Annotated in this window: 18 protein-coding genes; 14 read left to right on the forward strand and 4 right to left on the reverse strand. The window is 33.8% G+C overall.

The window, feature by feature from the left end; all coding sequences use genetic code 11:
- Nucleotides 1-28 precede the first annotated feature (28 nt).
- From KHA93_RS05795 to KHA93_RS23825, 5 genes are all read left to right on the forward strand, one after another.
- Complete coding sequence (locus KHA93_RS05795; protein ID WP_213109866.1) at nucleotides 29-319, forward strand: hypothetical protein; 291 nt, start codon at nucleotides 29-31, stop codon at nucleotides 317-319.
- Nucleotides 320-502: 183 nt separating this feature from the next.
- Nucleotides 503-1,042, forward strand: a complete 540-nt coding sequence (locus KHA93_RS05800) for a hypothetical protein (RefSeq protein WP_213109867.1) — start codon at nucleotides 503-505, stop codon at nucleotides 1,040-1,042.
- A gap of 307 nt (nucleotides 1,043-1,349) precedes the next feature.
- Nucleotides 1,350-1,670: a hypothetical protein gene (locus KHA93_RS05805; RefSeq protein WP_213109868.1), complete on the forward strand. Its 321-nt coding sequence runs from the start codon at nucleotides 1,350-1,352 to the stop codon at nucleotides 1,668-1,670.
- On the forward strand, nucleotides 1,660-1,929 hold the full coding sequence (locus tag KHA93_RS05810) for a hypothetical protein (protein ID WP_213109869.1): 270 nt from the start codon (nucleotides 1,660-1,662) through the stop codon (nucleotides 1,927-1,929). Before KHA93_RS05805 ends, KHA93_RS05810 begins: the two co-directional genes overlap by 11 nt.
- Before the next feature lies 1 nt (nucleotide 1,930).
- Nucleotides 1,931-2,209 carry a hypothetical protein gene (locus KHA93_RS23825; protein WP_213109870.1) on the forward strand — a complete coding sequence of 93 codons (279 nt, stop codon included), beginning with the start codon at nucleotides 1,931-1,933 and terminating at the stop codon, nucleotides 2,207-2,209.
- Nucleotides 2,210-2,577: 368 nt separating this feature from the next.
- Here the strand turns inward: KHA93_RS23825 and KHA93_RS05820 are convergent, their stop codons facing one another.
- The gene (locus tag KHA93_RS05820) at nucleotides 2,578-3,852 is read right to left on the reverse strand and encodes an MFS transporter (RefSeq protein ID WP_213109871.1); all 1,275 of its coding nucleotides are present in this window, start codon (nucleotides 3,850-3,852) and stop codon (nucleotides 2,578-2,580) included.
- 92 nt (nucleotides 3,853-3,944) lie between these two features.
- Here KHA93_RS05820 and KHA93_RS05825 point away from each other — a divergent pair, with 92 nt between their 5' ends.
- The 6 genes from KHA93_RS05825 (at nucleotide 3,945) to KHA93_RS05850 (ending at nucleotide 9,006) form a co-directional block, all read left to right on the forward strand.
- On the forward strand, nucleotides 3,945-4,922 hold the full coding sequence (locus KHA93_RS05825; protein ID WP_233711400.1) for a LysR family transcriptional regulator: 978 nt from the start codon (nucleotides 3,945-3,947) through the stop codon (nucleotides 4,920-4,922).
- 271 nt (nucleotides 4,923-5,193) lie between these two features.
- Nucleotides 5,194-6,129: an aminoglycoside phosphotransferase family protein gene (locus KHA93_RS05830; protein WP_213109872.1), complete on the forward strand. Its 936-nt coding sequence runs from the start codon at nucleotides 5,194-5,196 to the stop codon at nucleotides 6,127-6,129.
- 191 nt (nucleotides 6,130-6,320) lie between these two features.
- The gene (locus KHA93_RS05835; protein ID WP_233711053.1) at nucleotides 6,321-6,668 is read left to right on the forward strand and encodes a hypothetical protein; all 348 of its coding nucleotides are present in this window, start codon (nucleotides 6,321-6,323) and stop codon (nucleotides 6,666-6,668) included.
- Nucleotides 6,669-6,824: 156 nt separating this feature from the next.
- A complete protein-coding gene (locus KHA93_RS05840) occupies nucleotides 6,825-7,241 on the forward strand; it encodes an NUDIX hydrolase (protein WP_213109873.1) in 417 nt (138 codons plus the stop codon).
- Between the two features lie 143 nt (nucleotides 7,242-7,384).
- Nucleotides 7,385-7,927, forward strand: coding sequence for a GNAT family N-acetyltransferase (locus KHA93_RS05845; RefSeq protein WP_213109874.1), 543 nt, complete (start codon nucleotides 7,385-7,387; stop codon nucleotides 7,925-7,927).
- Between the two features lie 617 nt (nucleotides 7,928-8,544).
- Nucleotides 8,545-9,006, forward strand: coding sequence for a staygreen family protein (locus KHA93_RS05850; RefSeq protein WP_213109875.1), 462 nt, complete (start codon nucleotides 8,545-8,547; stop codon nucleotides 9,004-9,006).
- 174 nt (nucleotides 9,007-9,180) lie between these two features.
- Here the strand turns inward: KHA93_RS05850 and KHA93_RS05855 are convergent, their stop codons facing one another.
- From KHA93_RS05855 to KHA93_RS05865, 3 genes are all read right to left on the reverse strand, one after another.
- Entirely contained in the window at nucleotides 9,181-10,752 is a 1,572-nt protein-coding gene (locus tag KHA93_RS05855) for a Vga family ABC-F type ribosomal protection protein (protein ID WP_213109876.1), read from the reverse strand.
- Nucleotides 10,753-11,042: 290 nt separating this feature from the next.
- Complete coding sequence (locus KHA93_RS05860; protein ID WP_213109877.1) at nucleotides 11,043-12,215, reverse strand: MFS transporter; 1,173 nt, start codon at nucleotides 12,213-12,215, stop codon at nucleotides 11,043-11,045.
- 5 nt (nucleotides 12,216-12,220) lie between these two features.
- Nucleotides 12,221-12,754, reverse strand: coding sequence for a PadR family transcriptional regulator (locus KHA93_RS05865; protein WP_213109878.1), 534 nt, complete (start codon nucleotides 12,752-12,754; stop codon nucleotides 12,221-12,223).
- A gap of 199 nt (nucleotides 12,755-12,953) precedes the next feature.
- Between KHA93_RS05865 and KHA93_RS05870 the strand changes: the two genes are divergently transcribed.
- From KHA93_RS05870 to KHA93_RS05880, 3 genes are all read left to right on the forward strand, one after another.
- Nucleotides 12,954-13,331: an iron chaperone gene (locus KHA93_RS05870; protein ID WP_213109879.1), complete on the forward strand. Its 378-nt coding sequence runs from the start codon at nucleotides 12,954-12,956 to the stop codon at nucleotides 13,329-13,331.
- A gap of 218 nt (nucleotides 13,332-13,549) precedes the next feature.
- Nucleotides 13,550-14,083: a bifunctional transcriptional activator/DNA repair enzyme AdaA gene (locus KHA93_RS05875; protein ID WP_213112790.1), complete on the forward strand. Its 534-nt coding sequence runs from the start codon at nucleotides 13,550-13,552 to the stop codon at nucleotides 14,081-14,083.
- Between the two features lie 27 nt (nucleotides 14,084-14,110).
- Nucleotides 14,111-14,626: a methylated-DNA--[protein]-cysteine S-methyltransferase gene (locus KHA93_RS05880; RefSeq protein WP_213109880.1), complete on the forward strand. Its 516-nt coding sequence runs from the start codon at nucleotides 14,111-14,113 to the stop codon at nucleotides 14,624-14,626.
- Nucleotides 14,627-14,920: the final 294 nt, after the last annotated feature.

The raw sequence follows: 14,920 nt of genomic DNA on the forward strand, positions 1-14,920 counted from the left end.
AGTGGATAATTCGAAAGGGTGTCTTGATATGAATAATCAAACTAATAATTTTGATGATGTTCCAGCAGGTGAAAGTATTAGTCATGAACACCTTTTGATTTATTTGGAACAAGGTAGAGAAATTGAATTTGTTTTTCAAGGAAAGGAATATTTTATTTCTTATACTCCAGAAGGAAGGGCTGTATGGACACGGCAAACAAGAATAAGTGAGTATTTTGGTGAACGAAATAAAGATATTATAAATTTCACAAAAATTGATGGAACCTCTTTAGCGGATTTATTTAAACAGAAAAAAGCTAAGATTACTACTATTTTTTAGAGACACCTAAAATACAAGTTTGTGAAGGATTGTACTTAAAGTAACTGGGGCGATAGTCCAAGAAGGATTATCGCTTATTTTTGTTGAAGTTATTCAAGACTAAGTGGATATTGCAAGGGTTTCCGAATGGAGCGAGTGAGTGTTGGATTTTTGTTAGTATAAAGGCATAAAGGGGATTGGTCTATGGCAATTAAGAATAAAAAGATTCTTTTTGTTGTTTTGGTAATCATAGTAATTATTTTAATAACATTCATATTAAACGCTATGAAGAGAGAGTATGGTAATGATGAAGAATCCATCTTAAAGGTGATCAGATCAATTGACGGATATAACTTTCAATCTATAAAAATATTAGAAATTAAGGATATAAAAAATGAACGGGTTGTTCCATTTTTAATGAATAATAATCCTGGTTATATTCAGTTTACCAAGAATAAAAGAGGAAACTATGAATGGAAACATATTGAGAAGAGGGAAAATCAGTCTTTTGCTTCGTACCTGGTCAATCTCCACGGTGAGGAGCTACCTAATTTAAAGTTTTTGTTCGTGACTAATGAAGATAGTGAGATTGCAAAAGTAGAATTAGACGTGAACGGTCAAGTCTTTAAAAAGGAATTTAAAGTACACGAAGATTTAGTAGCGTGGATCGATTTACCTAAACATAAATCTGCGGAATATAAATATAAGTATTATGATGAAAATGGAAAATTAATCGAAGAATAGAAAAAGGTTTATAGGCTTTAAAAGTTTGTGAATTACTGTACTTAAAGTATAGGGGGCGTTAATCGAAGAAGGATTAACGCATTTTTTGTAGAAGTTCTTATTGAACAAACTGGCAGGTTAGTGGAAGAAGGAGTAAAGATACTTTGTATAGAAATTATCAATGGTTGATGAGATATGCGTTACTTTATAGAGGGAGGATAGTTCCAGAAACAATGGGAATATTTTGTTGTAATGAAGTTCTCTATTGCGAAATTCCCAAATAACTTACTTAATATTATATTAAGATCTTAGCTGAGGGGTGCTTTTCTTGTACAAACATCCGTTCTTCAATTTACTTTTGCACGGAGACGAGGAGCTTGAATCCATACTAGGAGCTTCCATTGCAGAACGATCAACACTTCATGAATGGCCACTCTCCTGTGTTCAACTCATTCGCATGTGTGATTCATCGACTATTATTTATAAAGTACAGTCTGAATTTTCCATTGAGGCTCAGTTTTATAAAGAAGCTAGTTCTTCTCTTTTAGTAAGATCCAGATCTATTGAGCAAAATGATACTCTATATGCATTGCTATTAGAAAATATCGATGCTCCTTGTTTATCCGACATTTCGATGGATGGATATTGATGAAGCATTGCGCTTCATTGATGACATTACGAATCAGATCTCCCAAATTGAAGGCAATCTCCCTTATTTATATAACATAGGAAGCCCATCTGACTGGGAACGTTTTAGCAGCTCGCTATTAAGAGACCTTGAAACATTAATTCAGCGTGGAACATTCCAAAAGACAGATCTAGAAGGAATCAAAAATAATTGCATCTTGTTGCAATCATTCCTCTGTTGCAGCAGCGATCGAATCCAGGAGCGGTTTAGTACATGGTGATTTGAACTGCGGCAACATCATTGTACATCCAGAAAGAATGAAGATAATTGACTGGCAGCGACCATTTTATGGGCCAATAGTACTTAATCGAGCTAACCTGCTAGTAGAATTAGGTATAGACGCCAAGCAATATGTAGACCCAGGGGTTATAAACTTACTGTACATACTGAGAATATCTTGGTTAACACAATGCGCGTTGCGCTGGTTCCCACAAGGCGCAGAAGGTTATGATATAGAAATCGACAGATTATGTGGACAATTTGTCAGGATGCCACAGTAATCTTCCCCAACTAATGGATGCTTTTATTAAATAAACAACAATAGATTATTCATCTTTCCTAAGTCCATTAAAATGCCAAAAATCCCTGCTTTTTGATTGGTAACAGGGATTTTTTCTATGTTTAATCAATATGATTCATTTTGGAAACACTCCATTTAACTTTTGATATAAGTTACTTTACAATATTTAAAATATAAAACACCAATCATATTCTCTAATCGAGCTAGATTGGGCACCTTTTAGTAAGAAATATAAGAAACTCTTGAATACAGGGTGCTTGCTAGAATCTATGGAAATCGTATCATACAAATAATTCATTCTATATGAGAGTAAAGTTAAGACATCAGTTTTAGCATTTCTATGCGTTGCTATATATTCATGATTCCTTCTTTAGTTAATAGACTTGAATGTTGTTTTTTAATAGTAATAACAAATAAGCTTGCTAATAAACAGAAAACTCCTGCCAAGAAGAATGCCCAAGTGTAAGTGTTGAAAAGTTTATATGTTAACCCTCCTCCATATGCTGCTACTGCAGCACCTGCCTGATGAGAAGCATAAATCCAACCATAAACTATTCCACTTTTATTAGTGCCGAAGATCTGTCTAGAGATACTAATTGTTGGTGGAACAGTTGAGATCCAATCTAATCCATAAAACACAGTAAAGATAATTAGCATAGTCATGGACCCATTATTTAATGCATAAGGAAGCATTACAAGAGAAGCCCCTCTTAATCCGTAGTACCAAAATAATAGCCATCGATTATCGAAACGATCTGACAGCCAACCGGATAGTGTCGTCCCTAATAGATTAAAGATTCCCATAAAGGAAAGAAACGAAGCCGCTGTAACTAAAGGTACTCCAAAGCTAATGCAGTAAGAAACAAAATGTGTACCAATTAAACCGTTCGTTGAAAGCCCACAAATAAAGAAGCTACCGGCTAATAACCAAAATTCCTTTACTTTCGCTGCTTCGAATAAACCATTGAAAGCTATAACAATGGGATTTTCTTTTTGTCTTTCATTGCTCTCTCGTTTTTCTTGTTCAAGTCCATAGGGAAGAATTCCAACTTCCTTTGGTGTGTTTTTCATAAATAAAAGGATTATGATAAGCATAATGAAAATAAGGACCATAATTAAACCAATCGCTGGACGCCACGAATAATTTTCTATAATAGTCGCCAAGACAGGAAGTAGAATTAACTGACCTGTCGCTGTACTTGCCGTTAATATTCCTACTGCAAGCCCTCGCTTTTTCTCAAACCAATGATTCGCCACATATGGACTTATTACTGTTAAAAAAAGACTTGATCCTAGCCCAATAATAATTCCCCAAATGATGATCAACTGCCATGATTGATTCATAATGAATGTTAGTATCATACCAGTCAGCAAAGTTGCCATAGAAATGATCATCATTTTCTTTAAACCCATCACATTAAGTAATGCTGCCATAAACGGACCTGATATACCGTATAAAAACATACTAACGGCAAAAGCTAGTGCAATAACTGAACGATCCCAGCCAAATTCATTTTCGAAAGGATTTATGAAAACCCCTGATGATGACATAACGATTCCGGCTGTAATAATGGAGAAAAATGTTATGGCAAGAATAAACCAGCTATAGTGTATACGTTTCAAAATTCAACCATCTCCATTGTCTTCAAATAAAATCCTGTTTTCTAATGTCCTTAATCATAATTCATAACTTACTATCAGTAAAATTGAAATATATGATATTATCCATTGATTATTTTGATACTATAGAAGCAAGAGTAAAAAAAGTGGGTGAAATGATGGAAATACGCCATTTTGTTACGTTTAAAAAGGTTATTGAAACGGGTAGCTTCACACAAGCAGCAGAACATTTAGGTTACACCCAATCCACGGTGACTTCTCATATTCAGGCTCTTGAAGAACAAATAGGCGCACCTCTGTTTGATCGGATGGGTCGAAAGGTACGGTTGACTGATATCGGAAAGAAGTTGTTGCCCTATACTCAAGAGATTATAGATACTTATGGAAAAATCGAAAGCATTACCAGTGATGGAGAGGATATCAGAGGGGAGTTAAAGATTGCGGCTCCGGAATCTCTAACTGTATACCGCCTAGAACCAATATTAAGAGAATATAGAAAGAAGTTTCCCCATGTAAGCATCAGTTTAAGTAACGCCACCTGCGGAGATAACAAGAGAGCAATACTTAATGGTAGTGCAGATATTGCATTTGTCATGTTGCCACAGTTGCAGGATTCAGATTTAACTGTCCATTCGTTAGTGGAAGAACCTATTGTCCTTGTTGGAAGCGCTGATTGTTGTCCGCTGAATATTTTAGATAAAAGCTACGAAAATCAAAAGATAAGCGAGTGTTTGATTGTGAACGAGAAAGAATGCAGTTATCGAAGGATGTTTGAAGAATACCTTGGAGAACGGGGAATTGTACCTTCACACATAATGGAGCTTTGGAGTATAGAAGCTATGAAACGTTGTACAATGAGTGGGCTTGGTATTGCTTGCTTACCTTTAATGACTGTAAATGATGAAATCAAGGAAGGAAAGTTAAAAATAATTCCCTGCGTTGATGGCTTTAAACAAATTTTCTCCCAAGTCGCTTATCACAAAAATAAGTGGATTTCCCCAGCATTATCAATGTTTATCGATATTACTTTGAAACATGCAAGGGACTGGTCATGTACAGAGGCTACTTGTTGAGCGAACATGGTGCTTCCTTTAAGAAAGCGACTTTTTATAATGGAGCAGATTCTTAAGTACAAAGAAATTGAGGTTATATTAAAGTTCAGAAGAGCTTGTGAAGGCTTAAAATTAAACGAACGGGTTGCGTTAATCGAAGAAGGATTAACGCTTTTTTTGTTGAAGTTATTAACTAACAGTTAGTTTAGTTTAAGAAGAAAAACTTAAACTAGAAATTGATTAATAAAAATGTAAGCAGTAATTAATCACATAGCTAATTAAGGAGAATATTATGATAGAATCAGTTGTTTTGAAAGCAGAACGAATAACAGAGGATTTTTTGCAAGAAAGTGTCAAAAAATCATTTCAAATATTAGGTAAAGGAAGCGTAAATCAAGTTTGTGTAGCTGAGACAGATAACAGTAAAGTCGTTGTCCGCATGAACAATGCAAGTACATATTCGAGTTTTGTTAAAGAAAGTTGGTGCATCGGGCAAGCTCGAGCAGTTGGCATTCCTAGTCCTGAGGTGTTGTCTATTGGAATAGTTGACGAAACAGCGTATATGATCCAAACCTTCGTAGATGGAGAGAACGGATTAGATAGTACGAAACCTAAGCTGGATATTTGGAGACAACTTGGCGTTTACAACAAACTTATTCATACGATTCCAGTTATGGGATATGGGGAAAACTTGATAAATACAATACATGGTGTGTTTCAGTCGCCTTCTCATGCAGGGTCAGATGGTAGTTGGCTAGGTTATGTAAATTATAATATCAACAGTTTAACGGAGAATGATCGGTTTATTGAACTTGGGGTAATCAATCAGACTGAATCGAAAATAGTAAGAAAACTGTTCGAAAGTTTGAAGAAGGAGAAGTTCCATTTTGCTTTAAATCATGGGGATGTCTCATTGAAGAATACAATCGTCGATAATGAAGGGCACGTAGTTTTACTAGATTGGGGCAGTGCAGAAGTAACTGTAGTACCACATGGTGACATTATTGAAATGATGAAGTGCCAAATCCTAGGTGAGGGACCTAATATTGAGGAATTTAAAGCATTTTTAGATGGCTATGGTTTAAAAGAAAAGGACCTTTCTAGCATGAGAGTTTTGTTGCTATTAAGAGCTTTCGACAAACTCAGATGGGCTGTTGATAAAAGCCCTGACCAAATTGAACCCTTTGCTACGTTTGCGAAACAAGTTGTTGATATGACTTTGGATTAGATAAATAGTGTATTTTTGTCTTAAAATCACATCAATGGATAAAGGACCTTATTCAACTAACGGGAGCGATAGTCCAAGAAGGATTATCACTTATTTTTGTTGAAGTTATTGTACTAACGAAGCAATTTAGTTGAATTAAAAAAGTCTTATTATGATAACTGGTGTAAAATTTGGAAAAAGGGAAGTGTGAGATGATGGATGATGTAATTGGTTATGTAATGGTTGTATTTCTAATAATCGGCTGTAAATACGGTTTAGTAAGACAAATTCAACATACATTCACTATTCAAAAATCTAATAAAACAGTTGTACCTAATTATAAAAAGTCATTGTTCGGCAATTATCTAATTTGTGTGTCATTTTTGTGTTTTCTCATTTCTTATATATTAAACGTATTAGTTGCTATGCAAATAATCAATTTAAGTATGATTACAAGTGATAATACCGGCTTTAGTTGTTTTATATTTCTTCTGGTTCTTTTAATTGCTAAATTTGGAGTTCTTCCTAAAAATCGTAGAAACAATGATTTATTAAATTGATAACAGATTAATTTAATCTTTTTTACTTTTCTTATTAAAGTAACTGGTGCGTTAATCGGAGACGGATAACGCTTTTTTTGTTGAAGTTATTAAGCTAGCAGCTCAGAAGACTTGAAGATGTTTCGAGGAAAGATATTAATATTGGAGGGTCATTTAATGTTTGTAGTAAATGTAGAGGGTGCTATTCGTCAAAATGACAAATGGCTTTTAATCCTTAGAAGTGAAAAGGAGGAACACGCAGGCGGTTCTCTTTCTCTTGTCGGTGGGAAGTGTGAAGTCGAAGGAAATTCTTCCGATATTTTGGAAAGGACTTTGCAAAGAGAAATATTTGAAGAAGTGGGAATCGAAGTGACAGGTCTAAGATACGTAAATAGTTCATCGTTTGTTACTGATTCAGGGCTTAATGTTATTGACATAGTTTTTATATGTCACCATAAATCTGGTGAACCTTATGCTAAAAGTATGGAAGAAGTTGATGATGTAGTATGGATGACAACACCAGAGATCTTATCCCACAATGGATTACCCACATATTTAAAGGAAAATATAAAACTTGCTGACAAGCTGTTATAAGATATGAATCTTCTTTATCCAAAGGGTACTTTGCTGCAAAAACGAAGGACGGCTTTTTCCTTATTGAAGTAACGGTCAAGATAGTTGAATTAGGACGGAATGCTTATAATTATTAGTATGATGTCAAAGGGAGTGAAATAAAAATGAATATAAAATATGAAATCATACCAATTGAAAAAGCTTACTGTTGTAAAGAGTTGTGTAATGAACTTATGGTCTTTCAAAAATCAATGGCAAAAATTAAACCTGAATTGTTTGATGATATGAATTTTGAGACAAGAATGCTTCCTTCTATAAAAAGTGCAATATACAATCAAATCGTGGTTGTAAGAGATGGTGACATAATAGTTGGTTATGTATATTCAAACATCTCTCCTAAAGAAGCCTACTCAAATAATTTTGCAACTTTTTTTGACCTTTCTTCAGTGCATAGAAACAATGTAGGGTGTTTATCCCAGTTGTATATAAAAGAAGAATATAGACGATATGGTATTGGTTCAAAGCTTTTTGAAATGTCAATGAAATGGTTGACTCAATTTGATGATATTGAGGATTATTTTATTTTTGTTTCAAATGGCAATGAAGAGGCTTTAGAATTTTATAAACGTAAAGGTTTTGCTTTCAGCCATAATATCTTGAATGGATTTATAACTGTTTTACGAAACAAAAGACTAGCAAATACATAATTTTTTTAAAATGTGAAGAATTTCATATCAACTAACGAGCGCGATAGTATAAAATCCAGCTACCATTTACGGCAGCTTTATTTGTTATTTAACTATAGGTTAGTTTAGTGAAAAAAGAAGGTAATTTTAATACGGAAAGGATTAAGGAAAAGTATTTATTAATTGATAAATGGAGAGAGTAATTAAATAATTACACAAGAAATATCAAAAACTGTAGTTGGTGCAAGGGAATATAATAGCAATCCTACTTGTATCTAGGTTTTTTTATTTCCCTATATGTGTTTTCTAAACTACATTTTGGAATAGGTTTTAGTTTTCAATGATGCATATATCCAATGAAAGAGTTTTTCGCACATGCAATTATGGCTTGACTTCAAATGTAAACTCCGCAACGAAGCTCTTTTGTAAAAAAAAACTCCCCTTTTAGTAGGCAGATATTTATTGTTTAAGCTGTTTAATAAAAGGGAAGCATTTCAACATTAGGACGGGGTTTTACATGTTTTAGTACTAAATAACTTTATTTGTCACTCTACAAATATTAAATAACTGTAGTCAATTCACCTAATATAGGCATTTACCATATAATGCAGTAATCATGTAAAAAGGGGAGCTGCATAATGGAAGAGCTGCAAACCGATCAGTTTACCGTAATGATTGCACCACCCGTTACTTCTTACGGACCGGTAGAAGGGCGGAAATATACACTAAGTACATCAGACACAGACAATTCCAGACATTTAACGATTGGTACAAAATATAATGTTAGTATATATAAAACTTTTGAAGATATTTTTACAGCTGAATGGATATCTAAACTTGGTGAATACGTATTTTCTGGAAGAATCTATATTAGTGGTGGGGAATATGACGAAAAACAAGCACAAACTCGATTTAATCACATACATTCTTTATTGCCAGAGATGATATTTCATATTATTAAATCAGATTTCGAACTTTTTAAACATGTACCTTGGCTCCTTGATGCACCAATCATCATCGAATACGTATCAAATTTCCACCAACTACGAACAGTCAAAAATTATGGCACTCCCAGGAAATATCTAACCTTGCAAAATTAACTCGGAGATGAAACGAACTTAGAATGCTTATAAAAAAATCATCATGAACAATTATAGCTCTTAGACCTGAAAGAAATAGGTGAATAGGTATGAATTTGATTGGAAAACTCGATTTTTATAATCTTAAAGAGCAGACTTAAGTAATGTAAGAAGAAGGGAAAAGGAAACAATTCCTCATCCCTTTTTTAATTTGTTTTTTTCTGCTATTAACGCTTGAAACTCCAGCTCCAAATCATCTGATGGTTCGATACTTAGTCGACTTAATACATCCGAAATTTTCGTATCTAATAAAAGTAACTCATCCTCAACAGTATTGTGCTTTTCAGCGGGGGTGTACTGTTGAAATTCTTCATATGTCCCATCAAAAACTCGAATATTTTCGTTTTCAATGGATAAAATTCGGTTTCCAATCGATTGAATAAATCGGCGATCATGAGAAACGAGTAAAACCGTTCCTTCATATTCTTGAAGAAGAGATTCTAATTCTTCAACTGATTCAATATCTAAAAAATTGGTTGGTTCATCTAATATTAAAGTGTTAATATCGCTTACAAATATCTTTGCAAACGCAACTTTAACCCGTTCGCCGCCACTTAATACATTAACTTTTTTATAAACGTCATCTCTAAAAAATCTCAATCTTGCGAGTACGGTTCGAACAAATGATTCATCTTGTGTAGAGGTTGATTGTACATTATTTAGGATCGACTCATTTACATTTAGAATATCTAAATTTTGACTGAAATAACCAATTTGCACAGAAGGGGAGATTGAGATCCCATCTTCCTTGTTCATGATTTTTTTAATGAGTGTTGATTTCCCACTTCCATTTTTTCCGATTATGGAAAGTTTATCTCCACCTTTTACTTCGAAACTCGTCTCTTTCCAAAGTAATCGATTTGGGATTGAACCAGACACATCCTTTAATCTTAATACAATACGTCCTTTAAAGGATTCTTCGTTAGGAAGCTTCATTTTAACAGGTGGTAGCTCTTTTACTTTTTCTACCTTTTCAAGCTTATCGAGCCTAGTTTCAATTGCTTTAGCTGCTTTTCTTAGTTTCTTTTGTTTATTTGCAAAATAAGGCTTTGCACCAGTGATTCTTGCTTCAGAAGGACTAACTTTTTTCGGTGCTTTTGTTGCACGCACCGCTTTTTGTTCTTTTAAAATCAAAGCTTCTTCTAATTGCTTTTTCTTTCTTTCATACTGTTCGTAAGCATTTTCTTGCTGCCTACGCTCCAACTCTTTTTGAGAAAGATAATCTGAATAATTACCTTTATATTCATGAACCATTCCATCCTCAATTTCCCATATTTTCGTACTAAGGGAATCAAGAAAAGCACGATCATGTGATACGATTACAATTGCTCCTTGCCATTTTTTCAATTGGTTCTCTAATTTTTCAATATGAAATGTATCTAAATTCGTTGTAGGCTCATCAGCAAAGAGCAAATCAGGTTTTTTTGCAAGTGCTCGGTTTATATATTCTTGTGTAATCTCTCCACCACTTTTTGTCGTATTTGTACTTTTTAATTGGGGGAGCAGGACAAAATTAGCATATAAAGTTACGTTTCCTTCATCAGGAATTTGTTTTTTAGCAAGAAGTTCCATAAGTGTCGTTTTCCCACTGCCGTTTCTCCCAACAAGTCCTATACAATCACGACTTTGAATCATTAAGTGTTCAATATCAATGATTAAACGATCTTTGATATACAATTTAAGGTCATTCGCTTCTAATAAAATCATAATATCATCTCCTTTTCTACAAAGATGGAGACAAAAAAATGCCTCCTATTTTTCAGAATAGGAGGCACGGGTGCAAACCAAATAGAGAGACTACTCCCTAAAAGGTAAACATGAAAATCCAATCCTATTCCGAAAACTGAATGAAAGTACCATAAATAAAACAGAGGTCCATCTGTTTGCAAAAAATACTTTCATTTGTTTGTTTTCAATAAATAGGATTAGTTCCACATGTAATAAATTCACCCTTCCGTTTTCAATTAATATTACTATATGTTATACAAAAGTAAGTGTCAATTCATTGTTGCGGTTTTTTTAGATTTTAACGTATACATCTGATACAACAGAAGTGCGATAATGGATAAAATGATTCCAGAAATATAAGGGAGGCCGATTGCAATGGAAAAAAGCATTCCACCGAGCGGGGGACCTGCAATTCTCCCTAAGGAATCGAAAGAAGAAAGTAACCCGGTTGCACTTCCATGACCAGATGTAGATTTTTTCGTTAATAATGCTGAAACGCTAGGACGAATAACACCATTCCCAATACCAAAAATGGTTAAGAAAATTGCTGCTGTCGTAAAGCTGTTGACCAGTAAGATAAGAGCAAAACCGATTGCAGAGACGATAATTCCTATTTGAATAACTAATCCTTCTCCATATTTTTTTGTCATCCTACCGACTAATCCACCTTGTACTATGGCTCCAGCCAATCCCATAATCATAAATAAATAGCCTAAGGTTACTGTCCCTAATCCAGCTTTTTTAGCAGCATAATAAGCAAATGTTGCTTCTAATCCAGATAGAGAAAGGGAAATAAACAATTGTAATATAAATAATATCGATATCGATCCATTAAAAGCTTTCCATAACGATTCTTTTTCAGAATGGGGCTGGCTTCTATCCTCCTTCTTGAGAGACTCTTGGAGTAGGACCCAGACAAGGAAAAAGGTGATAAATGAAGATGCCCCTGCAATATAAAAAGGAGTACTTAAGCTGTATTTGGAAAAAATTCCTCCTATAGCGGGACCGAACACAAAGCCAAGACCAACTGCAGCTCCAACTATTCCCATGCCTTTTCCGCGATCTTCAGGAGATGTAATATCAGCAACATATGCCATTACAGTAGGCATATTAGCAGAAGATAAAAATCCACCGATGATTCTTGCTGCATACAGCATCCAAAGCTGTGAAGAAAATCCCATTAAGAAAAAAGAAACGGAAAGTCCTAAAATACCAATCATGATTACAGGTTTACGGCCAATCCGGTCAGAAATTCGTCCCCACATTGGTGCAAAAATAAGCTGCATTAGAGAATAGACAGCCATCAATAATCCTAATTGCGTAGGGGAAGCTCCCACATTTTCGGCGTAAAAGGGGAGGACAGGAATAATTATCCCGAATCCAACCATGACTAAAAACATGACGGCAAATAAAATCGGCAATGCTTTTTTTGTTTCAGACATAAAACTCACTCCGTTTCTAGATGAATATATTCAGATAATTGTTGTATGGTCTCGTTTATAAAAGATAAATCGGCTTCAAGCATTCTTTTCTTATGATTCATTGCAAGTTTAACGCCACGGCTGCATTCTTGAATGGAAAGCTGTTTGATCGTATTGTATTTTTCATTTAATATTTGATATTTTTTTTGCAATGATTCAATCGCTTCATGTAACGGTAAATGATCAAGGAACATTAAGCCAATATCCCCTTCATAAAAAATGCTTTCAGAAGACGATACATTTTTGATAAGTAGTTGATAAAACTGATTTCGCCCTGACTCATTTATCGAATAGACTTTTCTGGGCGGGCGATTTCCATCAAACTCGACGGATACATTAATAAATCCTTCCTTACTTAATTTATCAAGTAAGGAATAGGCAGTAGCTTTTTTCATATTAGAAATAAAAGGGAGGTTCTTTTCTATAAAATCGTGAATCTGGTATCCGTGTTGACTATCTGACATAAGTAACCCAAGAAGAAGTAATGATCGATGATCCATAGCAAAATCTCCTTAATTTATTGATTGAATAAGATCATTATAATTAATTATTTTATGAATAGTCAACTTCTGACTATGTGAAGATTAATTCCTTATTTAACAGTTTTTTCTTGAGTTTGATGTTGTATATTTTTGTTACTGAAAAATATGAATTGTATAATAAAAAGAGATCGTTTTTACGAAGGAGAATATGTTGGAAATGGACAAAAATGCTATTAATACGATTGATGAGTATATTTTACAATTCCCTCTAGAGACACAGGAAATCTTGAATAAGATAAGAAATGTAATAAAAGAGGTAGCACCAGAAGCAGAAGAAAAGATAAGTTATCAAATGCCTGCTTTTTCGTTACATGGAAATCTCGTTTATTTCGGTGCGTGGAAAAATCATATTGGATTTTATCCAACTTCTAGTGGAATCAATGCTTTTATAAATGAAATATCAGAGTATAAAGGGACGAAAGGGTCCATACACTTTCCATTAAAAAAACCAATACCGTATGAATTAATAAGTAAAATCGTGAAATTTAGAGTGGCTGAAAATACCAAAAAAGCAAATGTAAAAAAGAAAAAGTAGAAATCAGCTTTTTAGGTGATCTTCCAAATTATTTCCATCTTTTGTATTTTGTCGTTTTATTTTGATATCCTTAGTTTCATTATCTTGCTCTTACAATCAAATCGTATTAATTTTTATCATGAATGATGCTATAGTGTTAGTTGTAAGTTAATGTATGAAAGGGAAGAGGGGAAGTGGCAATCATTATCGATATTGGTACACTATATGAGGAAGTATTAATGACGCATGAAAGTTGGTTTGCAATTATTAATAATGATGCTTCTTACAATAATCAATTTTTCTACGGCGTAAAGACTACGAAAATTTTCTGTAAACCTTCATGCAAATCGCGAGTTCCAAAAAAAGATAATGTTCTTATTTTTCAAAATGTGGAACAAGCTTTAAATGCACATTTTCGCCCATGCAAGCGTTGCAAGCCTACTAATGAGAAAATGCCAGATATGGATTGGGTTACCCTCGTGACTGAATACATTGATCATCATTTTTCAGATAAGTTAACATTAGAGACGTTAAGTGACATTGCTCATGGAAGTCCATATCATTTACACAGGACATTTAAAAAGATAATGAGTATAACGCCAATAGAATATATACAACAAGTTAGGTTAAATGCAGCAATTGAATTTTTGAAACAAACAAATAAAACAATTGAGGACATTGCCATTAGTGTTGGAATACCAAACACACCTTATTTCATTACTTTATTTAAAAAGAAAATCGGTAAAACCCCTGCACAATATCGGAATGGTTAATGGAAAATAGAAATGGGAGAGAATAAAATGGGATTAAATAGCAAACCGACTCTTTATTGGTCTTTGCTGAGACATAATGACTGGAAACTTTATGTTGCTTCGACTACAAAAGGAATATGTTACGTTGGTCCGAATAATAAATCATTTGAAGAATTGTCTTTATGGTCTGATAAACATTTTCCAGGACATATTTTAATCGAAGATGATAATAAGCTTGAGAAATATAAAGTTGAAATCATTGAATATTTGGATGGAAAACTAAAAAAATTTACGATACCACTTGATTTAAAAGGAACTGATTTCCAATTAAAGGTATGGGATATACTTTTTCAAATTCCATATGGTGAGACAAAGACTTATTCTGATATTGCAATTGCACTAAATAAACCAACCGCTGTTCGTGCCGTTGGAGGAGCTATCGGTGCTAATCCAATCTTAATGACAATACCATGTCATCGTGTTGTTGGAAAGAATGGATCGTTAACCGGATTTCGTGGTGGATTGGAAATGAAAACAAGATTGTTGGAGTTAGAAGGACATTGATAGATTACAAATAGAAAAGTCATGAACTTGGATAATGAATAATTCAAATTCATGACTTTTTTTATTTAATTGCTTTTCGTCTCAATATTAAAAGTATACTTTGGTTATGATACAAAATTAATATTTGTTCTTTAACTTCCGATAATTTATATTATGTAAACTAGAAAACAGAAAGAGTAGCAACGAAGGCTCTTTCACCTAATTCCATTGTCCGTTGAAGAGAATCTCCCTGGTCTTCACAACAAAGAATATAATAGTGACCTTATTTTCATAATTTACGTAAAATATTGTTAT

Source organism: Lederbergia citrisecunda (assembly GCF_018343695.1).
Taxonomy (GTDB): Bacteria; Bacillota; Bacilli; order Bacillales; family Bacillaceae_C; genus Lederbergia; species Lederbergia citrisecunda.